Annotated in this window: 20 protein-coding genes and 1 pseudogene; 9 read left to right on the plus strand and 12 right to left on the minus strand. The window is 46.0% G+C overall.

Translation table 11 applies throughout. The features are described 5' to 3' along the window. The first annotated feature begins 93 nt into the window (after positions 1 to 93). The 4 genes from dinD to ACQEXR_RS05360 are packed head-to-tail and all read left to right on the plus strand — an operon-like array spanning position 94 to position 6183. On the plus strand, positions 94 to 936 hold the full coding sequence (dinD, locus tag ACQEXR_RS05345; protein WP_427019890.1) for a DNA damage-inducible protein D: 843 nt from the start codon (positions 94 to 96) through the stop codon (positions 934 to 936). Continuing rightward, positions 933 to 2165, plus strand: coding sequence for a restriction endonuclease subunit S (locus tag ACQEXR_RS05350; protein ID WP_427019891.1), 1233 nt, complete (start codon positions 933 to 935; stop codon positions 2163 to 2165). Before dinD ends, ACQEXR_RS05350 begins: the two co-directional genes overlap by 4 nt. Beyond that, on the plus strand, positions 2162 to 5437 hold the full coding sequence (locus ACQEXR_RS05355; protein WP_427019892.1) for a type I restriction endonuclease subunit R: 3276 nt from the start codon (positions 2162 to 2164) through the stop codon (positions 5435 to 5437). Before ACQEXR_RS05350 ends, ACQEXR_RS05355 begins: the two co-directional genes overlap by 4 nt. After that, a complete protein-coding gene (locus ACQEXR_RS05360; protein WP_427019893.1) occupies positions 5437 to 6183 on the plus strand; it encodes a M48 family metallopeptidase in 747 nt (248 codons plus the stop codon). Before ACQEXR_RS05355 ends, ACQEXR_RS05360 begins: the two co-directional genes overlap by 1 nt. A gap of 280 nt (positions 6184 to 6463) precedes the next feature. On the opposite strand, the pseudogene ACQEXR_RS05365 reads toward ACQEXR_RS05360, so the two are convergent. From ACQEXR_RS05365 to ACQEXR_RS05410, 10 genes and pseudogenes are all read right to left on the minus strand, one after another. Beyond that, a pseudogene (locus ACQEXR_RS05365) lies at positions 6464 to 7536 on the minus strand (DUF927 domain-containing protein); the annotation flags it as partial. Positions 7537 to 7935: 399 nt separating this feature from the next. Beyond that, complete coding sequence (locus tag ACQEXR_RS05370; RefSeq protein WP_427019894.1) at positions 7936 to 9054, minus strand: hypothetical protein; 1119 nt, start codon at positions 9052 to 9054, stop codon at positions 7936 to 7938. Between the two features lie 10 nt (positions 9055 to 9064). Next, entirely contained in the window at positions 9065 to 10069 is a 1005-nt protein-coding gene (locus ACQEXR_RS05375; protein WP_427019895.1) for a YecA family protein, read from the minus strand. Between the two features lie 12 nt (positions 10070 to 10081). Further along, positions 10082 to 11437: a type II toxin-antitoxin system HipA family toxin gene (locus ACQEXR_RS05380; protein WP_427019896.1), complete on the minus strand. Its 1356-nt coding sequence runs from the start codon at positions 11435 to 11437 to the stop codon at positions 10082 to 10084. Next, on the minus strand, positions 11427 to 11717 hold the full coding sequence (locus ACQEXR_RS05385) for a helix-turn-helix domain-containing protein (RefSeq protein ID WP_020746923.1): 291 nt from the start codon (positions 11715 to 11717) through the stop codon (positions 11427 to 11429). The genes ACQEXR_RS05380 and ACQEXR_RS05385 overlap by 11 nt, the downstream gene beginning before the upstream one ends. A gap of 153 nt (positions 11718 to 11870) precedes the next feature. Next, positions 11871 to 12906 (minus strand): IS630 family transposase gene (locus ACQEXR_RS05390; protein ID WP_427019897.1). Its coding sequence is split into 2 segments (ribosomal slippage): positions 11871 to 12434 and positions 12436 to 12906, totalling 1035 coding nucleotides; the frame shifts between segments, so codons are not numbered across the junction. A gap of 43 nt (positions 12907 to 12949) precedes the next feature. After that, positions 12950 to 13114, minus strand: a complete 165-nt coding sequence (locus ACQEXR_RS05395; RefSeq protein WP_427019898.1) for a hypothetical protein — start codon at positions 13112 to 13114, stop codon at positions 12950 to 12952. 374 nt (positions 13115 to 13488) lie between these two features. Then, positions 13489 to 13914, minus strand: a complete 426-nt coding sequence (locus tag ACQEXR_RS05400) for a phosphate-starvation-inducible PsiE family protein (protein WP_331427694.1) — start codon at positions 13912 to 13914, stop codon at positions 13489 to 13491. A 124-nt stretch (positions 13915 to 14038) separates the two neighbouring features. Continuing rightward, on the minus strand, positions 14039 to 15352 hold the full coding sequence (locus ACQEXR_RS05405) for a DUF1501 domain-containing protein (RefSeq protein WP_426953037.1): 1314 nt from the start codon (positions 15350 to 15352) through the stop codon (positions 14039 to 14041). 4 nt (positions 15353 to 15356) lie between these two features. After that, positions 15357 to 17189, minus strand: a complete 1833-nt coding sequence (locus ACQEXR_RS05410; protein WP_426953036.1) for a DUF1800 family protein — start codon at positions 17187 to 17189, stop codon at positions 15357 to 15359. A 515-nt stretch (positions 17190 to 17704) separates the two neighbouring features. Between ACQEXR_RS05410 and gmk the strand changes: the two genes are divergently transcribed. The 5 genes from gmk (at position 17705) to recG (ending at position 24130) form a co-directional block, all read left to right on the plus strand. Beyond that, complete coding sequence (gmk, locus tag ACQEXR_RS05415; RefSeq protein WP_138972929.1) at positions 17705 to 18328, plus strand: guanylate kinase; 624 nt, start codon at positions 17705 to 17707, stop codon at positions 18326 to 18328. 206 nt (positions 18329 to 18534) lie between these two features. After that, on the plus strand, positions 18535 to 18807 hold the full coding sequence (rpoZ, locus tag ACQEXR_RS05420; protein ID WP_004410883.1) for a DNA-directed RNA polymerase subunit omega: 273 nt from the start codon (positions 18535 to 18537) through the stop codon (positions 18805 to 18807). A gap of 40 nt (positions 18808 to 18847) precedes the next feature. After that, positions 18848 to 20968, plus strand: a complete 2121-nt coding sequence (gene spoT, locus ACQEXR_RS05425; RefSeq protein ID WP_427019899.1) for a bifunctional GTP diphosphokinase/guanosine-3',5'-bis pyrophosphate 3'-pyrophosphohydrolase — start codon at positions 18848 to 18850, stop codon at positions 20966 to 20968. A 67-nt stretch (positions 20969 to 21035) separates the two neighbouring features. Beyond that, a complete protein-coding gene (gene trmH, locus ACQEXR_RS05430; protein WP_427019900.1) occupies positions 21036 to 21719 on the plus strand; it encodes a tRNA (guanosine(18)-2'-O)-methyltransferase TrmH in 684 nt (227 codons plus the stop codon). Positions 21720 to 22051: 332 nt separating this feature from the next. Next, on the plus strand, positions 22052 to 24130 hold the full coding sequence (gene recG, locus ACQEXR_RS05435) for an ATP-dependent DNA helicase RecG (RefSeq protein WP_331427697.1): 2079 nt from the start codon (positions 22052 to 22054) through the stop codon (positions 24128 to 24130). Positions 24131 to 24273: 143 nt separating this feature from the next. Here recG and cysQ read toward each other — a convergent pair whose 3' ends face one another. Together cysQ and nudE are read right to left on the minus strand one after the other, a co-directional pair. Beyond that, a complete protein-coding gene (cysQ, locus tag ACQEXR_RS05440; RefSeq protein ID WP_427019901.1) occupies positions 24274 to 25101 on the minus strand; it encodes a 3'(2'),5'-bisphosphate nucleotidase CysQ in 828 nt (275 codons plus the stop codon). A gap of 60 nt (positions 25102 to 25161) precedes the next feature. Next, on the minus strand, positions 25162 to 25710 hold the full coding sequence (gene nudE / locus ACQEXR_RS05445; protein ID WP_138972924.1) for an ADP compounds hydrolase NudE: 549 nt from the start codon (positions 25708 to 25710) through the stop codon (positions 25162 to 25164). Positions 25711 to 25800: the final 90 nt, after the last annotated feature.

Raw genomic sequence — 25800 nt, forward strand, 5'->3', positions numbered from 1 at the left:
CCATTTTGTTGACGCCAACAAAATGGTGTCTAAGTGTGAGTACGGCACTACAAACCAATTGCGTGACGTCACGAAAATGGTGGGAGGTGCACGATGAGTAACAAGCAGCTTACCCAACCAGAACACACCAGCTTTGAAAGCTTAAAGCATGAATCGGAAGGCAATGAGTTCTGGTATGCCAGAGAGTTACAGACTGTGCTTGACTACAGTACTTGGGACAAGTTTGAGCGTGTTATCAAAAAAGCGATCACAGCTTGTGAGGGCTCCGGCCAGTCGAGTAAAGACCATTTTTCCCAGGTGGGAAAAATGGTCGATATTGGCTCGGGGGCTAAGCGAACTACCCGTGATTATCAGCTTTCCCGTTACGCCTGTTACCTGATTGTGCAAAACGGTGATGCCAGCAAGCCGGTGATCGCCAATGGCCAGACCTATTTTGCCATTCAGACTCGTCGCCAAGAGCTACAAGATGACACTGGCTTTCAGCTGTTAAATGAAGACCAAAAACGCTTAATGCTGCGCAATGAATTGGCCGACCACAACAAGCAACTGGCTGCAGCGGCTCGTGATGCAGGTGTTGAGTCTGGTTTGGACTATGCCATTTTCCAAAACCATGGTTACAAAGGCTTGTATGGTGGGTTAGACAACAAAGCCATTCACCAGCACAAAGGCTTAAAAAAGAGCCAAAAAATCCTCGACCATATGGGCAGTACTGAGCTTGCCGCTAACCTGTTCCGCGCCACGCAAACAGAAGAGAAGCTAAAGCGTGATCAGGTCAGTAATAAAGCCCATGCCAATCAAACTCATTTTGAAGTGGGTGCCAAAGTGCGCGCCACCATTGAAGAGCTGGGCGGCACTATGCCAGAGGATTTACCAACGCCGGAAAAAGGCATTCCCCAGTTAGCGCGTGCACAGAAGAAGTTGGAGGGTGACCAATGAGTAAGGAATGGAAAAATGGTCGTGTTGGTGACTTGATCAGTTCATTTGAGTCTGGAGTAAGTGTAAATGGCGAGGACCGTGAGCCTAGTGATAATGAATATGCCGTATTAAAAGTAAGCTCCGTGACGTATGGCCACTTTAATCCCAAGGCAAGTAAACCAATATCGGGAAAGGAGCTTGACCGAGCAAAATGCACTCCACGTGCGGGGCAAATTATTATCAGTCGTGCCAGTGGCACTTCTGCTCACGTGGGTGCAAGCACATATGTATATGAAAATTACCCTATGAGGTTTCTTTCAGACAAACTATGGCAGACTGTTCCCAATCCAAATGTTGAAACAAACATGAAGTGGCTATCCTATTGTTTGGCATCGCCAAAAATTAGGTCACAAATACTTGGGTTTGCAACGGGAACCAACATCAAAAACATAACAAAAAAAGAATTTTTGTGGATTCCGATACAAATCCCACCTATACAAGAGCAAAATAAAATCGCAGAAATGCTCGATCTTTGGGAAAACGCCATCGAAAAAACGGAAGCGTTAATTTCGGCCAAGGAAAAGCAGTTTGAGTGGTTGAGATCCTACTTAATCAGCAGCTCTCAGACCGATCAGACGCTAAAGTTTGGAGATTTTCTAACTGAAAGCAGAATTCCAGACACTACACAAGATCCAGAGAGAAGGCTTACTGTCAGATTACATTTGAAAGGCGTAAGTGTAAGAGATTATCGTGGCACGGAATCGACTGACGCGACGAAATATTTTCATCGTAAATCAGGCCAGCTTATCTATGGAAAGCAAAATGTATTTAGAGGCTCTATAGGAATCGTTCCTTCGCACCTAGATGGCTATAGCTCATCGCAGGATATTCCAGCATTCGATATAGCTGATAATGTTAATTCTAAATGGCTGTACTGGTATCTTTCTCGTCCATCATTTTATTCATGGTTAGAAAATTTTTCAGCAGGCTCGGGCTCTAAGCGATTACACCCAAAAGAGCTATTTAAAATCAGCGTTGATCTTCCAACATTGGAAGATCAGAAGCGTATTTCTGACAGTTTAAATTTAGCTGATAAGGAAATCAGACTTCTCAAGAAGACTTTAAAGCAATACCGCAGTCAGAAACGCGGTCTGATGCAAAAGCTGCTTACAGGTGAGTGGCAAGTGGGTAGTTCTCAGCACCTCTCTGAGGAGACTTGTCAGGAGCTTTCTAGGGAGGGCGTCGCATGAGCACACCGCCAGTCAATTACGATACAAACTCGGAGCCTTCGGGCTTCGAGTTTAACGAAAAGTACTTGTCGCAAATTCCTGCCCTACAACAGCTAATCAATTTGGGTTATCAGTACCTTACCCCTGAGCAAGCGCTGGCTGAACGGGGTGGGCGCAGTGCCAATGTGATTTTAGAAGGGGTGCTACGTCAGCAGCTAAAAAAGATTAATCGCATTAACTATAAAGGTGGCGAGTATCTGTTTAGCGAGGAGAACATTCAAACCGCGATCCAAAAGCTGAAAAATATTAAGTTTGATGGTCTGCAAAAAACCAATGAGTCGATTTACGATTTAATCACCTTAGGCTCAGCCATGGAGCAAACCATTGAGGGGGACTCAAAAAGCTTTACCCTCAATTATATCGACTGGAAAACGCCTACCAATAACAGCTTTCATGTAGTCGCTGAGTTCTCGGTTGAGCGCGCACGCAGCACCGATACCGTGCGCCCCGATATCGTCCTGTTTGTCAATGGTATTCCCTTTAGCGTGATTGAATGTAAATCACCTAAAGTGGATGTAGAGCAAGCGGTATCACAAAACATTCGTAACCAGGGTGATGACTATATTCCGCGCCTGTTTACTTATGTGCAGCAAGTGTTGGCAGTGAATAAAAACGCCGCCCAATACGCCACAGCTGGCACACCTAAGAAGTTTTGGGGCGTGTGGAAGGAGCAGGAAGATAAAAGCTCTTTATTCGAGAAGGATGTCGATAAAGGCATAAATACCACTTTAGACGAAGACACTAAAGCACAGTTATTCAGTGGCGAGTTTGCTGCTGCACGACCGTTTTTTGATGCGCTAGAGGCGGAAGGTAAACGCTTGGTGACGGAACAAGACAATGCCATTCACAGCCTGTGCCGCCCAGAGCGTTTATTAGATTTAGTATATCGCTTTACCCTGTTTGATGGTGGCATTAAAAAAGTAGCCCGCTATCAACAATATTTTGTGATTAAAGCGACCATCGCCCGAATTAAGCGTTTGACCAATAAAGGCAATGGCGCTAAAGAAAACCGTCAAGGGGGTGTTATTTGGCATACCCAAGGCTCGGGTAAATCGCTGACCATGGTGATGCTCACCCGCGCCATGGCGCTAGAGCCGCAGCTTATCAATCCAAGAATCATTTTGGTTACCGACCGGGATGATCTTGATAAACAACTGGGTAATACCTTTGCGGCCTGCGGTTTAAGCCGCGAACGTGCCACGTCTGGCCGAAACTTAGTTAAGCACCTGAAAAACAAAGTGGGCTTGATCACCACACTGATCCACAAATTTGATAAAGGCTGGGTGGCCGAGAAGTTTGTTGATGAGTCGCACGATATTTTTGTATTGGTCGATGAAAGCCACCGCACCAACTTTGGCTCATTGGCGGCCCGAATGCGCCAAATGTTGCCCAATGCCTGTTTTCTTGGCTTTACTGGTACACCACTACTGAAAAAAGAAAAGAATAACTTTGCCAAGTTTGGTGGCCTGATTGAGCCGCACTACACCATTAAACAAGCGGTTGCCGACGAAGCAGTATTGCCACTGCTGTACGAAGGCCGACATATTGAGATGGAGCAGAATCAGTCGGCTATCGACCTCTGGTTTGAGCGCCACACCGCCGATTTAAGCAAAGAGCAAAAGGCCGACCTTAAAAAGAAATACGCCCGCGCTGAAATGCTAAACAAAGCTGATCAAGTGATTTACATGCGCGCCTTTGATATCAGCGAGCATTTTCGTGCGAACTGGCAAGGCACTGGCTTTAAGGCTCAGCTGGTTGCCCCAGGTAAACAGGCCGCATTAAAGTACCAAGAATTTCTACAGGATATTGGCATCGTCACCACTGAAGTGGTGATTTCTGGCCCTGATACCCGCGAAGGCCACGACGAAGTGGACGAAGGACCAACCGATGAAGTGGGTAAATTCTGGGACAAAATGATGAAGCGCTTTGGCTCTGAAGAAGAGTACACCAAGCAAATCATCAATCAGTTTAAATACGGTGATGACCCTGAAATACTCATTGTGGTGGATAAGCTATTAACCGGTTTTGATGCGCCGCGCAACACCGTGCTGTATCTATGCCGAACCCTGCGAGAGCACACTCTATTACAGGCTATCGCTCGGGTTAACCGCCTGTACGAAGGTAAAGAGTTTGGCTATATCATCGACTATGCCAGCGTATTGGGCGAGCTGGATAAGGCCCTAACCATGTATGAAGCCTTTGAAGGGTTTGACGAAGATGACTTAGCAGGCACGCTCACCTCCATCAACGAAGAAGTGTTTAAACTGCCACAGCGTTACTCTGACTTATGGGATTTGTTTAAAGCCGTTAAAAACTCAAAAGACGAAGAAGCCTATGAGGTGTTGTTGGCCGATGACGAGTTGCGTGAAGAGTTTTACGAATGTTTATCGGCATACAGTAAATCTTTAGCCATCGCTTTATCGTCTGAGCAGTTCATTATGAACTCTGACGAGAAAAAGCTACAAACCTATAAAAACGATTTAAAGCGTTTTCAGAACTTAAAGGCGGCAGTTAAGTTGCGTTACGCTGAGGCGATTGATTATCGCGACTACGAGCCGAAAATTAAAAAGCTGCTGGATACCCATATTCAGGCTAATGAAGTGACTCAGCTTAACGAGCCCGTGAATATTTTTGATGAAAAAATGTTTACCGCCGTGAAAGAAGAGCAAGGGGTTTATCAAACCAAAACCACGGCCTCAAAAGCGGACACCATCGCCCACGCCACGAAGCGCAGCATTTCGGAGAATATGGACGAAGACCCTGCGTTTTATGAGAAGTTTTCGAAGCTGATCCAAGCCGCCATTGATGACTTTAAGGCCAAGCGCATCTCAGACTTAGAATATCTCAACCGAGTGATTGATATTCGTAACAAAGTGGCCACGAAGCAGCATGATGATATGCCTGATTGCATTCGTGAAAACGACGAAGCGTGTGCCTACTTTGGCTTGATTAAGCCGCAGTTTCAGCAAGTGGCAACCCTCAATGAGTTAGATGATGCTCAGCTTGATGCCATTGCGGCACAAACATCGTTAGCGATACAAAAAATCATTGATGCTCATTGGAAAGTCGATTTTTGGGACGATGCCGACGTTCAAAAAACAGCGATGAATGATATTGACGATTTTCTTTATGATGAAGTCAAAGAGCAGTACGGCGTGACGCTGAGCTTAGAACAAATGGACGAAATCATTGATAAAACCATGCAGGTTGCGAAGCACCGGAGGCATTCTTGATGTCGTCAACCATCAAGCAGGCTGAGATACCAACGGCAAGTGCTGAAAGGCTAGCGGTTGTATACGGAGGGGGAGAAATCCCCTTCCAGCTGGCTTTTTCTAAACGCAAATCGCTGGAAATATCAGTTCACCCAGACAAATCAATTTTTGTGAAAGCTCCTGAAGGCACCGACCGTGAGGCCATTGAAGCTAAGGTGAAAAAGCGCGCTCGGTGGATCAAGCGCCAAATTCGCTACTTTGACCAGTTTGACCCAAGAACCCCTTCTCGCAAATACGTCAGTGGTGAAAGCCATTTATATCTAGGCAAAAAGTACCGGCTAAAAATTGAATTAGGTAGTGATAACGGTGTGGCGCTGAAAGCGGGCTTTTTTGGGGTAACGTCTGCCAATGGTAAACCAGACCATGTGGAGTCACTACTTAGTGATTGGTATCGAGAGAAAGCCGATTTTCATTTAAATAAGGTATTTTCAGATTGTTGGGACAAGTTCACACATTCAGATGCAGATAAACCCACCATGAAAATCATGCAACTCAAAAAGCGCTGGGGTAGCCTATCGAAAAATGGAACGCTGACCTTAAACCGCGACTTAATTAAGGCACCGAAAGAGTGTATTGAGTACGTGATCATTCATGAACTGTGTCACCTAGAGCACCACAACCACGGCCCAGAGTTTTATCGCTTACTCGAACGCTCTTTACCAGATTGGGTGAAGCGCAAACATAAACTGGAAATGGCATTGATTTAGTCAGCACGCTGTATCGAATAGCTAAGTACACAACCAGTACACTAGCGGTATTGTCCGCGTTAGACTTTGAACCTCGCCCAGTCCTGATGTTTACTGCCGGTTCACTGCAAGGCGACAAGCACACACAGGATTCATCGCCTTTTTAGTCATCCAAGATGCTGCCTTTAACACCCTGTTTATTTTAAGAGAAGTGCGTGGGCGGGTGTTGTCGGGCAGGCAGACTTTGCGCTGTGGTCGGTTGCCATCGGGGATTAGGTAGCCTGCGGCCATTAGTGCTTTGGCGGCGCACTTGGCCGTCAGCCTCGGGAGGCAAGCTGGCTAAAAAGCGTTGGCGTACGTTTTGGAAAACGGGTCGCACCTGAACGCTGTGCTGCGTTAAATACCGCAACCAATCCAAGGCCAAGCTGCCGTAATGTCGGCGACTTTGTTGTTTTAGGTGGTCGGCTAAATCGGCGGCGTTCATGCCATGGCTATGGTTAAACACGCCCATTTGCGCTCCAGCATCGGCACTGAGATCAATCACGCGCACTTGCTGCCCTGCTTTTATGTTCAGGACGAACGGTATGTCGTGGGCGCATGGATGCGCAGGAACGACCACGCGCTTGCCGATACTGGCAAGGTGGCTTTCAAGCGTCACTTCGCCAGTAGATAAAAACACCAAGCGCCAACGAGCGGGTAAGCGCATTTCACCGTATTTGCCTGCACGGGTTTTACCTTGGCCATTAGCAAGCATATAAGCGACATCGCCCGCCTCCTTGGGGTCAACTTCGCCCATTTCATCGAGCGCCAGTAAGGCATCGTTATGCGCAAGCGCTGTGCCTTCTAAACCGTTGGCCGTGGCACGCCAACTGTGACGCAGCTGATTAGGTTCGCCCCAAACCGATAATGCCGGATACTACGCTGCGGTTTTACCGGTACTGCTGGCACCGTAGAGAGGTAAACCAAAACCATCCACCCCACATAAATGCAATAACGGTGCGGCTAGTGCAGCGCAGACGCCAACAATTAATATAGCGGGTTATCCAGACAATAACGGCCAACGTGCTGCCGCCAACTGTCGCTACTGCCTTGTTGAATAAAGCCTTCTATCGGGTGCATGGTTTGCAGCACCATGCGCGGGTTGTTGCTGTGTTCTCTGGGGTAAAAGGTGAGGCGCGGATGCACATAAGCGTGTCGATGCCAGCCAATGCAGTTCACGCTGATAGCCTTTTGCGTGGCCAGTTCGCCCATCAGCGAGAGCAACTGCCGCCCTTTGTTTTCAAGAGAAGTGTCCCCTTGCGGATCGCGAGTACGGGCGGCCACTTGCAGCCAAGAGCAGATTTTGACTGGGCTATCTTGCCCTGCCGGTTGCATCACCAGCCAGTTTTGCGCGTTATAGGCAAAACCAGCTGGTAATGTTGGTGTGTTGCTAAGTAGCGTGAATTAAAGCTTTGCCCAAACTGCCCCAAAAGCCCAAGGGATAAGTGCCCAAAGCCATCTCCAAAGGGAAAGTCTTGCTCAATTAGAACATCGCAACACTTTTATGCGCATAGAAGTGTAGAATTTCGCACTTTTCTGCGCGTAAAAGTGTGCAATGCAAGTTGAGTACTCGTCAGTGTATTTTGCTGAATGGATAAATGCAGCGGTTAGAGGTCTACACAAAGTTACCTTATGGGTAACAATTTGTAGACCTTTTAGTGGGCTTACAACCTTTCAATCAACCCTCAATCAGTTTATTGCTAACGTCATTTGGCCAGCCTATCGCCTCATCGTTTAAAGCAAATCACTCAAGCGATTTAACAGCGCTTTCCGGCTATTATTCGCCACAACAAAGCGCTTAAAACGTTGTTCAAACGCCGCTTCATCCGCTTTGAACTGATAGGCCTCAAACAGCTGATGCAGATAGCGTGATGCCGCATCGTAACCACTAGCGCAAGTTCGCTCCGCTTGCTCTTGTGATTGTTGCCAGTAGTGCTCACGCTGATTGTAGATATCCGTCAACGCTTTTTCTTTTTCCGCTTTTTCGATGGCTAATTTTTTTGCGAGTGCTGCGGCTTGTTCTTGCTGCAATTGACTTTGCGCTTGCTCAATGAAAGGGGAAATCAGATCGGGTGTTAACCAATATTGATAGATCTCGTCCGTGTTGGCAGATTCTTTTCGCGTCAGCGCTAAGGCTTGGTGACGGGTTAGCTGGCCTTGCTCAAACAACGTGCGTAATAGCGTGTCTTTCTCTGCTTCCGAGAGGTTGTTTAGCCACTTGTCAAACTGAAACTGGGTTTGTTTGGCTTGATGACTGGGTTGTTCGCTCAGCACCATGGCGAGCGCCTTAACAAAGGCTAAGGGAATATCATACAGTGCCACAAAGGCCTGCAACTCTTCACTGAGGTGTTCAAAATCAAATTGAATCAACGGCATTCGCTCAACGTCATCATTAAAATCAAACGCTTTGAGCCACATAAAGTACACAAGGCGCCAATCCCCTTGCATTAAACCGCTGCGTAAAGCAGCTAAATGCTGGAAAAAGTCGTCAGCATCTTCATCGTCAAAATATTCGCCATACTCCTCGATGGAAAAAATCAGCAACTGCCACTCATCGTTTTCGTGAACATGAAGCCCATCACTTGAAAAGCCAAGTAAAGCTTCAGGGAGCGTTCCAGCTGGTAGCTTGATGTAGGCATCGATTGAGCCCCAATCAGCATAGTAAAAACCGATATCAAAGTATTTTAACATCAGCTTAAAAGGCTCTGCCTTTAGATCACTGTAGGTGTAATACACCTGAAAGGACGTAGCGCTGATCTCGGCACGGCTTGAAATGCCTCTGAGTGCTTGACGTGCTTTAGCATCTAAATACCCATCCAGACGCTCAAATTTATAGTATTGATATTCGCTCACGATGACCTTGTTATGTATTTATTGTGAATTGAAACGTTTGTTTCAATAAAGGCTGTACCTGAACCACTCTGGCGACGGGTTCCGCATTTATATAACGTCTTGGGTTAATGGTCACAAATCCCCAAAACTGCAAAAATCGCTCAATAAATCGTGATTCGATGAGCATGATTAAGTTTCTTTCTGGCGAGCAGTAATCATCCGTAGGGAATGCCAGCAATAAATCAGGGAACGCTGTCATCACCTCTTTCACAAGCTGATCCACACTGCTGTGGCTTTGAATACGCCACAACATAAACAACCAAAAAGTGCGCAAGTCGACATCGTATTCAAAACCGTCCAAATAGCCCCAGTTATATTTGCTGATGGCGGCCTCTAACATAGGTTTGAAAAAGGCCTGTATGCCTAGAACTTGATACTGTTTTTGCGCTGATTTTTTTATATGGTAACGACCACTGCGCCGATAAATAATGCCACTAATTTCGGCGAGCACTCTGGTGTAGTGTAAGGCATTGAATTTGTCTTCATTACTGCCAGCAAACTCGCTGATACTGATATTTACAGGAAACTGAGCAACAGCAAACTCAGGTAATAACTCACTGGCTTGTTTGACCAACTTAGCCGGTAAGTTGCCTTTACTGGTGGCTTTGAAGGAGCCATCTTGCGCCATGGCCTCATCAAGAATGAGTGCTAGATAACGCATCACCGGGCTTGCAGAAAGAGAGTCGGGCGTGCTGATTGTCACCCACTGTAATTGATCAAAAGGCGCATAAAGCCAGTTGGCCATTTGCGTTGGCGTTACGCCACAAAAATCGGGATGAGGTTGATTATTGCGATCCTGAACTTTGTGTTGCAATGCGGCATTGAGTTCATCAAGGCTCAAATTTGGGTTCATCGCCAGCATGGCATCAACATCATCGAAGACTTGGGCATGTTGCTTGGAAACGCTGCTCATACAACAACGTTTAAATTTTTTACCACTGCCACAATGGCAAGGATCGTTTCGGCCGAGCTTCATTGCTGTCCCTCCTTATTGTTGTAGAAAAAGCGCTGCATTTTCTTGTTTGCGCTGATCCAGTGTTTTAGTAATCGCAGACACTGTTGTTTTACTGATCCCTTGCTGCTGTGCCAGATACGTAAATTGGCTGATGGCTTCTGCGACTTCTTCAATGACTTGCCTTGCATCATGCCAATTCGCAAAGCCAGCACTGGTAGCAAGTTTTTGCATCACCTTAAGCGGTGGCGCTTTACCATAACCTCCGAACGCAGTGGCGTGTTCGTTGAATGGATGTGGGCTGTAGGTAACATCGTAAAAAGGGGCAGGATCCCATTGACCGTCATCCGCTTGCAAAAACGCCCAGTTTTTACTGTGGTCGTCTTGATTAGACGACAGCAGGTTAAAAACGGCACGGCGAAATTGCAGCTGCCCAGCGGCTGGCGATTTACAGAGCTGTCGGCTGGCTTTAATTAAGTCAATATAATCTAAACTTGGCGTTCGAAAGTCTGCATCCAGTAGCCCGCAAGCGCTGTGCATATGCAAGCGACCTGCACTGCGATTACCGCTTAAACTGGCCTGCTCGGTGACATAATCAAAACGCTTAAGCGCCAACCAGGCAGACGCACCGCTTGTAGGTGGTGCTTCAATGAGTTGCCAAACTGGTGGTTGACACTTAGCAAGCTCGGCCATTTGTAAATAAACCGCCTCACACAAACCTTCTTCATGGCCGAGCGCGAGATTTTTAGAAGTAAATTTAATCAGCCATGCTTCATCGCCAGGCTTTGCAAAGGTTCGGCATTGCCGAGCTTCTCCAGCAGGCATATAAATTTGTGCCTTTGGCCTTGCCCCGCCCGAACTACCACCCGCGACCAATGCAGCCAACACCTGTTGAGTATGCCCATCTAACTCATCGTGATTATCATCCATATACTCTGACATCGAAGCATCGAACAGCGTTTGTGCTTCTAGACCTAACGTAGCTAAATCAATGTCCGCATGAGTCGTGGCTGAAAACTCAGACACCGGAGAAAAAGACAATGCTCCCATGCCTTTATCACCGACAAAGGCCAGTCTATCCATCGCCGTTAATTGATTAGGTAGGATGCCCTTTTGCCGGAAAATACGATCTTGTAACAACATGCCCCAACCATCGGGCAAACAATCTCCAAATACGCCATGTACACCTTGGTGCGGCGCTATAGGTGCGGCTTGAACTTGCGTATTCGACTGCAAGGTAAACGGTGATAAATTGCCAAACTGCTGCAAATAGTCATCAGCATACTGAAAAAAAACGCCTTGCCGATTCTGCGCCAAGACTCCAACAGAGATCTGTTCACCTGAGCTCAAAGTGCGAGTTACGGCGAGTTTTTGAATGGGTTTAAAACTCATCTTTTAGCACCTCATCAATACTCGTGGGTATAGCAGCGCGTTCTTTGCTAGGTTGCGTGAGCTGATAAAGCCTATCTAGCGAATCAAGGGTCTGCCATAGCAACAGCAATTGACGAAATGAAATTTGCCCGGTCAGCTCAAATTTCTTAATGGTGGCCGCAGGTACGCAGCTTCGCTCAGCCAATGCAGCGCGCGACAGCTTTGCCTGCTTGCGTAACTCACGTAAATAAGCCGCATAAGCTTGGCTTACATCGGTATCATCAAGTAAGGTAAAATTCATCCGCAAAGACCAAATGGGTACAGTTATATCCATTATAGCGAAATAAAACAGCAAATGGATATTATTGTATCCATTAGCGAATAGCAACCAAGACCAACGCCAGCGGTTGTGATAAAACGTCTTGATGGCATCATCTAATACCAATCTGGAAAATTAACTGGTCAGGTTAATCCACTCCCTTTTGCACATCGTTTGCACCCTATCTGCGCTTTCCAAGAAGCCATTCCATGCTCTACATACCTTCTCGACAACATCGTTATAGTTCGTAAAACTTTGGTTGGCTAAATAGTGTTGTCGCAGCCAACTCCATACTTGTTCAATTGGATTTAGCTCTGGTGAATAGGGAGGCAATTTGATGATACTGACATTGTCAAACTGCTCGGCAATATCACTGGTATGCCATCCAGCACTATCCATTATGACAACTGCATGACGACCTCGCTCGGTGGCTTGCGATATTTGACTAAGGTGCTGAATCATAATCTCTTTGTTTACCCAAGGGACGACTATCGCCTCTCCAATTCCTCTTGTAGGACAGACTGAACCGAATAAGTAAGCATATTCAAATTGCTGCTGTTTCACCGCTCTCGGTCTTGTGCCGCGCTTAGCCCAAAGACGAGTTGTTGTATTTTGTTGTCCAAATCTAGCTTCGTCTTGGAACCAAACATCGACGGCCTCAAGCCCCATATGGCCGGGGATCTTGAGGATCGTTTCAATTTTGAGTTTTTTTAAAATCGTCTTGGGTTTGTTGGGATTGAGAAGGGTGTTTGGAGCGCGATGTTATCCAAGAAAAGCCCATATGATTGAGCAAATAATAGATGGAGTCAGGGTGATAATGTTTGCCAAATTCTTTGATGATGTAGGCATGAATATCGCTACCCGTTAATCTACCGCCAGAAGAATCTGAAGCTCGACTTTCAATAAATAGGCTTAACTGCTCACGCTGTTTTGGGGTAAGAAATGCAGGGCGTCCTGTTCTTGGCTTTTCCTGTAGTCCTTCAAGCCCCTCCTCAAGAAAGGTTTGAACCCACTTGTTCACGCTAGTGCGGCTTACCTTCAGGTATTTGGCAATCTGTGTTCGAGACCGCCCTTCTTTAAAGTGTGCTAGAGCAAGTAAACGCATCTTCATTTGTATAGACTTCTGCTGACTAGCGAGTTTTTTAAAGTCGATGTTGTCGAGGCTATCCATGGCATTCTCGTGTAGAAATGACAGCCTTAATTAGATCATATTTTTACTTAGATTGGTATAATTTGTCAGGTTCGGTGAAGTCAAAACAAACGGCTCCGCCAATCTTCTCCGGCAGTTGCTCTATGGATTCAACATAAACAATTTGATCAAACTCAGTGGTTTGCTGAGGCTGATTTCCAATCCAATATAGGAAGGTAGTAGAAGGCATACATCGTCTCTAAACAGTAGTGGGAAATGCGTGTGGTGCATTTGTAAACACATAACAACCGAACCTTGATGATCAGACTAAGTCTAGCTCACAGTCTGAGAGTCTATCGTGAAATATACTTTAAAGAACGTCGTACCATCACTAAATTAAACTATTGGTGTAGCGGCAGCAAATTGTGTGACGGCAGATTAGGACATAAGAAATGTCTCACATGTGAGACATGCGATTATTTTATATTTGCATACAAAAATTTAGCTTTTTTGAGATTTTAAGGAAGCAAAAACGTAACCTGAGACTTACGCCTTCACAGCGCTAGAAGCATAGATGTTTGCTCCTAGCCTGAGGATGCAAGAGATGAAGAAGTGGATTAGTGTCTACTCATCCTTCTCTTCTGTCGTGTGATCAACATAAGGCCAATAGTGATGACCAACTCGAATCACTAAAGTGGCAGCTGCTAGAATAAATGCAGCAATAGAAAGCCAAACAACGAGAGTCGCATCAAGCTCCTTCATACCTAATGTGATGTAACGAGCTATTGCCATCATAGCAATGTATATAGGATAGCGTACAGGGATCTTACCGTTCATCACGAATTGTTTCACCATCGCCAGTACTTCTAGATAGATGAACATCAATAGAATGTCTGTCAGTAAAACACGTTTCTCAGTAAAGACATGAACAAACTCTTCCACCATAGCAAACAAGGTCGCTAACGTTATCGCAATCAAGAGGACAGCTTCTAAAACGTGAAAACTCTTGAGAAATGGTTTACTGAAAGATTTAGGTAGATTGGAAGGCATAACCTCTTTTCTCGATAAGACATTAATTCAATAAGTAGTCTATCACGCGAAGTACCAAAAGAGGTTAGATTCCGCTCATCCTTTAGTCGATTTTTGCCTTAGCTTTGGATAAGTCTTCTCTCTATCAAGCGAACAAAGAGAGTATCGATGGAGTGAACTTATCTAAATTTGGAAATACCGCTGTTAACTGGGAGTCTTGAACACCAAGCCACTGGGCCATAGTCGCGCCAATTTGATCAACAGACGTAGTTGGTATTAAACGCCCAGTTGAAAAATCATCCCGGCTGCCTGGAACTAATGATGGCCACACTCCTGTCGTATTCGATGTAAAAGGTGCGCCTCCAATAATAAAGTGATTGTTGCCCCAGCCATGATCAGTTCCCGTATGATTCGGGACAATACGGCGGCCAAAATCTGACATAGTGACACTGGTAACTTGTGTAGCTAGCCCCTTCGCATCCAATATATCGTAAAAGTTCTTCATCGCGCGGCTGAAGTTCTCCAGCAAAATATGGTGATCACTCACCTGATTCGCGTGGGTATCAAAGCCTCCAAGATTGACGTAATAGATCTGGCGGTTCTGACCTAAAACGACCCTGCTATCGATAAACTTAACCACCGCATCCAACTGCAAACTCAGTGAGTTTTCAGTATCTAACCGCAATGCCCCATAAGGATCCGGCGACTCTACCTCTAAAATAGCGTCGAGCTGCTCACTAGCGTAAACACTATCACGCATCAAACCACGCATATACTCTCTAAAATATTCAGGACGTGGATTATCTAAAGTGTTTTTAAACTGCTCTAATGTTCTGGGGTGCATTGTCATACCTTTAGCGCCGGAGGGAGATAAACTATTCGATTTGATGCCACCACGAAACAATCGAGAGTTACCCGAGAAACTGTATAGTGGCGAATGATTACTGGTTAATAGTAGCTGCTGCATTAAGCGCGCCCCCCAACCACTCGGCAGTGCCCGATCAGCAGCATTCCCTCTTAACCACTCTTGAGATTGGGAGTTGTGCGAGAACAACATGCTCGGTTCGCTACCATTGTCCCCTCGCTCCATTGGTTGCTTGAGCACTCCACAATTAATCACAGCGTTAACATAGCCTCGATTAGATAACTCTTGTATCCCAGTCATTGCGGGATGAAGACCCAACTGAACTTCCATACCATCATTATCAAAACAAGTTAGATTGGTTGGCAGTAAGTCATTTTTTTCGATTTTGATCGACTCTCTTATCGATGCGTACTCAGAATAATGAGCATCGTCCATCGGAATAATTGTATTAAAGCCATCATTACCACCACTGAGGAAAACACACACTAATGCTCGATAGTCATTTAAGTTCACCGATGGTGTAGCCCAACCAAACTGAGACACCATAGTTGTTGCGCCTAGGCCCTTGATAAAGGTTCTTCTTGATAGCGACATAACATTAATCCTGTATAAAAAACTCTTCGGAACTCACAACCAGCTCTGCCAACCTTTCTGCGTAAAAGTCATAACTAGACGCATTGACACCATCCTGAATAGTTGTTCGAAGTTCAGCCTCAAGGACAGGTTCAATACTGTTACCAAAATAGAGATCGCCAATGGCTTTAATTAACTTATCCGGGTCATCGAAATGCTGAGTAAAGTAGCTAAGATCAGGCTGACCAGTCTTGTTTTTGCCCCTGATATATTTGCGCATATAGTTATAGGTAGTGCTATATGTTGACCAAGTAAGAAGCTCAGCTTCTGGGGACAATTTACGCTCTGTGCCAATCTGATAGTCAGGAGAAAAGAAGTTAAACACTGATGGCGAACGCAATGGTCCTTGACCCGCGGGGTTGTAGGCATATTTACTACCACTAACAGCTGGATAGTCAGTCAATGAAGTCAAACTCACTGTGGGATCGTTCGATAAACTCAGGTTAGCGCGATACAGGTTGAGAATAGCAACGATAGGCTCTTTGAATTTAATCGGCTGCGCCACATCAGAAACACCTAGGGCTTCTTCATCTAATAAAGTGGCTTTGACAACCGCTTTGATGTCTCCACGTACTCCTTTGCCATTATCAATAAATGCCCCAGCGACCCTTTCAACATAGGCGGGAGAAGGATTCGATGTGACTAACCTCTGGATCATGTGCTTGGCAAAAAAAACAGGCGTGTTGGAATGCTCAAACAGTATATCCAGCATCTGACGCATATCTTCTAAGGCGGTTTGCTCAGCAGCAAACGAATGACCCAACACCTGCTTTCTACCTGTATCGTGGTGGGTGGGCTCTGCTACCATGGGAACGGTATGGTTTGCGCCCATTCGCCAACCTGTAAATACACGGGCAACATTTAGGATATCTTTTTGAGTGTAGGTTGGGATGGTGTTCCCCTCGCTATCTCTCTGTAGTGTGCCATCCGAGTTCAGCTCATATAGACCAATACTAAATAGCTGCATCACTTCACGAGCATAGTTTTCGTCAGGCATAGAGCCCTTCGCCTCATCCATCTTACGACTGTTAACCAGTGTAAGATAAAGCCCCATCGCAGGGTGCAGAGAAACCGTTTCGAGCAGATCTCGATAGTTACCAAATGCCCCCTCAACCAAGGCATCGTAATACGAGATTGCTGCAGCTGGTCGTTTTGCTAACACTCCAAACTGTGAGACCACAAACATCTCACTTAAAGCAAATGCGACTCGCTGACGTAATTGGTCTGGCGCATAAAGGCTTAACTTGAACCATGCGTCATTACGCTCTTCATGTTCCCAATTAGGGGTTAACGGTGAATGGAGCGTTGCTGGCAGTTCAAACTGCGCCTCTATCCAATCTAATGGCTGAAGTTGAGTGGCATTTTCTATATCTTCTTGAGTGGGGCCAAAGGTGGACTGTAAAAAAAACCGATGAGCTTGCTGGATATCAACGCCATTACTTGAGAAAGTGAGATTCGCTGATCGGGACTCGGACTTCCCATCACTCAAGGTAAAGGAAACCTTATGTGTCCCCGGAGATAGAAGAGTAATTCTGGCACTGCCATTGCCAGCGATGCTAATCGAAACATCATCCCCGGCTTCAAGCGATGCAAACTGCAAGTTATCCCCATCTGTATCACTCCCGACTGAATTTGGATCGATAGATACTGGTTGTCCGTATTTCAATTGTTGTTGATGGGTATAGTCTCTAGCGACAGGAGACTGGTTGACACCTCTCTGTTCTTGCTCCGATTGATCTAAGCAGCCTTGTAATAACAAAGCACTTAGGCATAGAAAGCAGTGAAGGCTCTTTTTCATATCACGTAACATCACTCTTAACACTTAATATCAATAACTAGTGAAATATGAGCGATAACAGAGAAGGTAGACCGAAAGGAGCGCGATAGCAACGACCTTGATGATTGGGCTTGATGTACTTTGTTGTTCACTCACATTGGTGATAAATATTCCCAGCCTAATTACTGACAAACAACTTAATTAAGTAGAGATATGAAGCGAAATCACTCCAAGTTCAGTAAATAAGATTAACCCTACAGGAATATTCCGAACCATAAGCAATACAACCATGCATAGCTCATAAGAAATATCCCCGCAACAAGAAAATACGTAATATCAGCCGGACTAACCGCCAAGAGTGACAAAGGAAACCCAAAGGCCCAGATACTTGTTTCTGAGTGATAGATTGTGCTACTCTTCGCCTCCATTTTCTGGCCTAAATTTAACCACTTCGGTGTTTTAGTGGGTCAGTGCTATCTTTAGTATGTCAGTCATTAGATACTGACGGTCATCAAGCCAAATATGGAATCGTCCCTATGGGTAAAGGCACTCTCTATATCGTATCTGCACCAAGCGGTGCGGGAAAATCTAGTCTGATTTCGGCCATGCTAGAAACCAACCCAACCTACGCGATGAAAGTGTCGGTATCACATACAACTCGAGGTATGCGTCCAGGTGAGCAAGATGGTGTCCACTATCACTTTGTACAAAAAGAGCTCTTTGAAGAGCTGATTGAAAAAGGTGAGTTTCTAGAATATGCAGAAGTATTCGGGAACTACTACGGCACCTCTCGCGTTTGGATTGAAGACAACCTAAAAAAAGGCATCGATGTTTTTCTAGATATTGACTGGCAAGGTGCTCGTCAGATCCGTGAACAAATGCCATTGGCAAAAAGCCTATTTATCCTGCCACCATCAAACGGTGAACTAGAGCGTCGCCTTAACGCGCGTGGTCAAGACAGCGATGCTGTGATTGCCAAGCGTATGGCAGAAGCGAAGTCTGAAATTTCACATTATAGTGAGTACGACTACGTGATCGTTAATGACGATTTCGACAACGCACTAATGGATTTTAAGGCCATCATTCGCGCAGAAAGATTGAAGCAAGACAAGCAAGCTGATAAATATAAAGGCATGCTGGATGCTCTTTTAGCTGAATAAGTTGTAGTTTCGAGCTTCGAGTTTCGAGTTTCGAGTTTCGAGCTTCGAGCTTCGAGCTTCGAGCTTCGAAAAGATAATAGTTCTATTAACCAATAGGCGAGAGTTTCTACAAACCAGTGGCTCGTAACTAGTGACTAGCATCTAAGCCACTCTACCTGTATAATTTCTCGTCATTCAAAATTTAAGTTAACTAATTTGGAGTTCTCATGGCACGCGTAACTGTTCAAGACGCTGTTGAAAAAGTAGGCAACCGTTTCGACCTAGTTCTAATTGCGGCACGCCGCGCTCGTCAAATGCAAACTGGTGGCAAAGATTCACTAGTGCCAGAAGAGAATGATAAGCAAACGGTTATCGCTCTGCGCGAGATCGAAGAAGGTCTTATCACTAAAGAGATCCTTGATGCACGTGAGCGTCAAGAGCAGCAAGAGCAAGAAGCCGCTGAACTAGCCGCTGTTAGCAGCATCGCTCACAGCCGTTAATTAACGCTTCTCTATAACAACTATCTTCCGGGCCTAAAGTTTGTATCTATTCGATAGCCTTAAAGACGTTGCCCAAGAATACCTAACAGAGCCTCAAATTGAGGCTCTGCGTCAATCTTATGTGGTAGCGAAAGACGCCCATGAAGGGCAAACCCGCTCTAGCGGTGAACCATATATCATCCACCCTGTTGCTGTTGCTCGTATTCTGGGTGAAATGCGCCTAGACATCGAGACGCTACAAGCCGCTCTGCTGCATGATGTCATTGAAGACACTGAAGTCACCAAAGAAGAGTTAGAGTCTCAATTTGGTACTACGGTTGCGGAGCTCGTGGATGGCGTTTCTAAGCTTGATAAGCTCAAGTTTCGCGATCGCAAGGAAGCTCAGGCTGAAAACTTCCGCAAGATGGTGCTTGCCATGGTGCAAGACATTCGCGTTATTCTCATCAAACTCGCTGACCGCACACACAATATGCGCACTTTGGGCGCACTTCGCCCAGACAAAAAGCGCCGCATCGCTCGTGAAACTCTAGAAATCTACTCACCTCTGGCACACCGCCTTGGTATCCACAACATCAAAACTGAACTCGAAGAACTTGGTTTTGAAGCCCTCTACCCTAATCGCTATCGCGTACTAAAAGAGGTAGTAAAATCGGCTCGTGGTAACCGTAAAGAGATGATTCAGCGCATCCACGATGAGATTGAAGGTCGCCTCGAAGAGGTAGGTCTGAACGCGCGTGTATTTGGTCGAGAGAAAAACCTGTTCTCCATCTACAACAAGATGAAGACCAAAGAACAACGATTCCATACCATTATGGACATCTACGCTTTCCGTGTTGTCGTTGAAGATGCAGATACCTGCTACCGAGTGCTAGGTCAGGTACACAGTCTTTACAAGCCACGTCCAGGGCGTATGAAAGACTACATCGCTGTACCAAAGGCTAATGGCTACCAATCCATTCACACATCAATGGTTGGCCCTCATGGGGTACCCGTAGAAGTGCAGATCCGTACTGACGATATGGACCAGATGGCGGATAAAGGAGTCGCTGCGCACTGGTCTTACAAAGGCAATGGTGAACGTACTGGCACAACCGCACAGGTCAAAGCACAACGATGGATGCAAAGCCTATTAGAACTCCAGCAAAGTGCGGGTAACTCTTTCGAATTTATCGAAAATGTAAAATCAGACCTTTTCCCTGACGAGATTTACGTCTTTACACCGAAAGGCCGTATTGTCGAACTTCCTGCCGGCGCAACTGCGGTAGACTTTGCTTATGCTGTACACACTGATGTGGGTAATACTTGTGTTGGTGCACGTGTCGATCGCAATCCATACCCGCTTAGTAAATCGCTGAAAAACGGTCAAACGATTGAAATCATTAGCGCTCCAGGTGCTCGTCCGAATGCTGCATGGCTAAACTATGTGGTAACTTCTCGCGCAAGAACTAAGATCCGTCAGGCTCTAAAAACCATGCGCCGTGAAGAGTCGATTACGCTTGGTCGTCGTTTACTAAACCACGCTCTTGGTGAACGCTCTCTATCGGATGTAAGCGAAGAGAACATCGCTCATGTTCTCGGTGACCTAAAAATCGCAACAATTGAAGATTTACTTGCTGATATTGGTCTGGGTGAACTGATGAGTATCGTTATTGCCCGTCGACTGTTAGGCGATGCCGATGAACTTACTGAAGTTGATAATGGTAATAATGGCAACAAGAAAAAGCTGCCAATCCGTGGCGCTGAAGGCATCTTGCTCACCTTTGCCAACTGTTGTCACCCTATCCCAGATGATCATATTATTGCTCACGTATCACCTGGTCGCGGCCTCGTGGTTCACCGTGAAATGTGTCCTAACGTACGTGGATATCAAAAAGAGCCAGACAAGTACATGGCTGTTGAGTGGTCGAAAGATTACGATAAAGAGTTCATTACGGAAGTGACGGTAGACGTACAAAATCGTCAAGGCGCATTGGCAGAGCTGACCAACGTTATCTCTAAGACCGGCTCAAACATTCATGGTCTGTCGACCGAAGAACGAGATGGTCGCTTGTATACAGTCACGGTATTGCTCACGACCAAAGATCGCGTCCATCTTGCAGGAATTATGCGTAAGATAAAAGCGATGCCGCAGACGCTTAAAGTTCGTCGACGTAAGAACTAAGACTCCGATTTGATTATCCACTGCCCTTGAAATCACCGTTTCAAGGGCTTTTGTTTTGTATAAGATTATGAATTTAGAACGCTACAACCGCATCCAACAAGTACTTAAAGCTCGTCAGTCTGACCTGACTCTGTGCCTTGAAGAAGTCCATAAGCCCAATAACGTCTCAGCGATTATTCGAACCGCAGATGCGACGGGCATTCATAAGATACATGCTGTCTGGCCAAACAAAATGCGAACACTTAGCCATACTTCAGCAGGTGCACGTAACTGGGTAGATGTCGAAACCCATGATTCAATCGAGCAAGCAATCAGCAAGCTTAAATCTCAAGGAATGCAGGTTCTGGTGACCAATCTGTCCGAATCAGCGGTCGACTTCCGTGACATTGATTACACCAAGCCAACCGCTATCATTCTGGGCAGTGAGAAAGTAGGTGCTTCTGAGCAAGCTAAGAAAATGGCCGACCAAGACATCATCATCCCTATGGTTGGTATGGTTCAGTCACTCAACGTATCTGTCGCTAGTGCCGTGATTCTCTATGAAGCACAACGCCAACGCCAAGCAGCGGGTATGTATGGCAATGAAATCAGTTCCGTTCCTGAAGAAACCATCAACCGCCTGCTGTTTGAACGCGGCCACCCTGTGCTCGCGAAAGTAGCCAAACGAAAGAAATTGCCTTACCCACCTCTTGATGACCAAGGGCAAATTGTCGCAGATGACGAGTGGTGGAAGGAAATGCAGAAGAAGTAGCGAGTAGCGAGTAGCGAGTAGCGAGTAGCGAGTAGCGAGTAGCGAGAAAACCTTGGGAGGGTTGACATTGCATGTCAGCCCTTTTCCTTTAAATTCATATAATTAGACTAAAGGATTAGCCAGCGCTGCCTGCAATTTTCGACTCACTCACCACAAGCTCCTTTCGAAGGACGAAGTCCGATCTCGATTCTCGGAGCGAAGCGTTCTAGATTCTCTCAGGGCGCAGCCCGATCTTCGCCCTTCATTTTTTCCTGTACAAAAACACAGTCCAATGGTTAACTATTAATGCTGATAGCCTTACTAACCGATTGAATAACTTAGCGAGCTTAGTTATGTCCCAACTCTTATCTGCCATTCCCCTGACTTCACTGACTGGTGTCGGTGCCAAAGTCGCAGAAAAGCTTGCTAAAATAGGGCTCAACTCCGTCCAAGATCTGCTTTTTCATTTACCTTTGCGTTATGAAGATCGCACCCGGATCTATCCCATCGTTAAATTGCATGCAGGCCTATGGGCAGCAGTGCAAGGAACCGTGATGAGTGTTGATACACTGTTTGGGAAACGGAAAATGTTAACGGTCAAAATAAGTGATGGAAACGGCACAATCACCCTGCGCTTCTTTAATTTCACTGCGGCGATGAAGAACAACTTTAGCCAAGGCAAGATGGTTCACGCCTATGGAGAAATTAAGCGTGGAGGTTACGGTCTAGAGATTGTTCACCCAGACTACAAATTCTATGCACCCAATCAAACGGCTGAAGTTGAGCAGACTCTGACCCCTGTCTACCCGACTACAGATGGCCTTAGACAAATCACACTACGTAACCTAGCGGATCAGGCGTTAGAGCTACTCGATAAAAGCGCCGTTCAAGAGCTGCTTCCTAGCGGACTCTATGACCATCAAACAACGCTAGCTCAAGCACTTCACACCATTCATCGACCACCTCCAAGTATCGATCTGGAGCAATTTGACCAAGGTAAACACCCTGCACAAATTCGCCTCATTATGGAAGAGTTATTGGCACAGAATCTCTCTATGCTATCTGTGCGTAGTAAAGGACAGCAGGATGCGGCACTACCTTTACCTGCCAGCAATAAGTTCAAACAGCAATTGCTTGATCAACTGCCTTTTTCACCCACCAATGCTCAAACACGTGTCGTACAAGAAATAGAACAGGACTTAGAAAAAGCACACCCAATGATGCGCTTGGTACAGGGAGATGTCGGGTCAGGTAAAACTTTAGTTGCTGCCCTTGCCGCATTACGCGCACTTGAGCACGGTTATCAGGTTGCGCTAATGGCACCAACCGAACTGCTCGCGGAGCAACACGCGCTCAATTTTGCCAACTGGCTGGAACCGATGGGCATAAAAGTCGGCTGGCTAGCAGGAAAACTAAAAGGCAAAGCCAAAGAAACTGAACTGGCTAAGATCGCCAGTGGAGAAGCACAAATGGTCGTGGGTACCCACGCTCTGTTTCAAGAACATGTGGCATTTGATCACTTAGCGCTTGTGATTATTGATGAGCAACACCGTTTTGGTGTTCACCAGAGGCTTGAACTGCGTGAAAAAGGCGCCAAGCAAGGCGCCTATCCGCATCAGTTGATTATGACGGCTACACCTATTCCACGTACTTTAGCCATGACCGCTTATGCGGATCTAGAAACATCAGTTATCGATGAACTGCCTCCAGGTAGAACGCCGATTCAGACCGTAGCGATACCCGATACGAAACGCGATGACATCGTTAATCGTGTACGAAACGCCTGCCTCAATGAAGGCAAACAAGCATACTGGGTCTGTACCCTGATTGATGAATCTGAGGTCCTTGAAGCACAAGCGGCCGCGGACACCGCGGAAGAGCTACAACGAAAGCTACCTGACGTAAAAATTGGCTTGGTACATGGACGAATGAAACCGGCAGAAAAACAAGCTGTGATGCAGGATTTTAAAGACAATAAGCTCCATCTGTTAGTGGCAACCACAGTCATTGAAGTTGGTGTAGATGTGCCAAACTCAAGCTTGATGATTATCGAAAACCCAGAACGCCTAGGTTTGGCCCAACTTCACCAGTTGAGAGGCCGTGTTGGACGTGGTAGCGTCGCAAGCCACTGTGTTCTGCTCTATCACTCACCACTATCGAAAACCGCTCAAAAACGCTTAGGTGTGCTTAGAGAAAGCAACGATGGGTTTGTGATTGCACAAAAAGATCTGGAAATACGCGGTCCAGGCGAGTTACTCGGGACCAAACAGACAGGAATGGCGAATTTCAAAATTGCCGATTTGGTACGAGATCAACGCTTAATCCCCGAAGTTCAGCGTATCGCACGCCATATTCATGACAACTATCCCGACAATGCCGCCGCAATCATAGAACGCTGGTTAGGAGAGAGGGATGTGTATTCGAAGGCGTAAGAGAAGAGCTAAGAGCTACGAGCTACGGGCTACGAGCTACGGGCTACGAGCTACGAGCTACGAGCTACGAGCTACGAGAAGCTATCGTAGAGAGTAATCATATCAAGCTCTCCTTCTCGAAGCTCGCGGCTAGAAGCTTGAAACTAGCCTTTAACTTGCAAAATCTCATCCCACGGTAGGCTCTCATCACCTAGCACGATAAAATTCGGGTTCTCTAATGTATCTCGTTCGTTGTATGACAAGGGTTCAAGGAGCGTACTTAAAATTCTTCCCCCCGCTTCCTCAACAATACACTGAGTGGCCGCTGTATCCCATTCACCCGTCGGACCTAGACGCAAATAACAATCCACAGCCCCTTCAGCAACTAAACATGCTTTAAGCGCAGCTGAGCCAAGAGGAATCAAATCATAGTTCCAACTACTGCTCATTCGATTGGTAATACGGTTAATATCCTGACGGCGACTAATCGCGATCGCAATTGGACTTGCCTTCCCGTCATGTTGATGAGCCTTAATACGCACACTTTCGCTAAGCTCCGGGATCTTCCACGCGCCTTTGCCTTGATAGGCGTAATAAGTGACACCTGAGACAGGGCCATAAACCACTCCCATTACGGGCTTATGGTTCTCCACCAGCGCAATAATGGTCGCAAAGTCTCCACTACGGGCAATAAACTCTTGTGTACCATCGAGTGGATCCACTAACCAATAGCAATTCCACTGTGAACGCTTCTCCAGACTAATATCTGCCGCCTCTTCTGATAACACTGGGATATCAGGGGTAAGATCAGACAGTTTCTCTACAATCAGCTTATGTGCGGCGATATCTGCGCTGGTAACAGGCGTCTCGTCACTCTTGGTGTACTCTTCGTACTCTTTTTTCTCATAAATATCGAGAATCAATTGCCCTGCTGAACGAGCAATCTCTATCACTGCAGGTAAATGATGCGAATAGTCTTCAGTTATTGGCATAAAAAATCCTTAGCGCTCTACGTATCTGCTTCCCTGTTGTCTAAATTGAGGGGGCGTTGATTATGGTTTTAGTCTTTGTAGAGCCAGCAACAACGCAGTAATACTCCGCGCTTCACTAAAATCGAGGTGCGTTAGCAACTCTTCAGCTTGTGCTAAAGGCCAACGAACCACTTCTAACGGTTCAGGTTCATCACCTTCCAATTGCTCTGAGTATAGATCCTCTGCAATGAATAGGGTCATTTTGCTGGAGAAATAGGATGGGGCAAGCACCACCTCTTTTAAAGGAGTAAGTTTGTGAGCACCAAAACCTATTTCTTCTTTCAATTCACGCACAGCCGCTTGTTGCGGTGATTCGCCAGCATCAATCAGTCCTTTCGGAAAGCCAAGCTCATAACGCTCAGTACCTGCGGCATACTCACGAACAAGTAAAATATCCCCTTGCGCCGTCACAGGTACCATCATCACAGCATTGCGACCACTAGGTTTCATTCGTTCATAAGTGCGCGTTTCACCGTTACTAAAGCGGAGATCTAACGCTTCAATTGCGAATAATCGTGATTGCGCGACCGTATTCTTGGCCAGAATTTCTGGTGGAGTCCTTTTAGCCACAAGCTTGCTCCTATGCAAAAATTGAAGTTCTTAATATATGAGAAATTAGTCCGCTTTGAAAACAAAAAAAAGGGTCAGCTCAACGGCCAA

The organism is Vibrio sp. TRT 2004 (assembly GCF_050113735.1).
Lineage (GTDB): Bacteria > Pseudomonadota > Gammaproteobacteria > Enterobacterales > Vibrionaceae > Vibrio.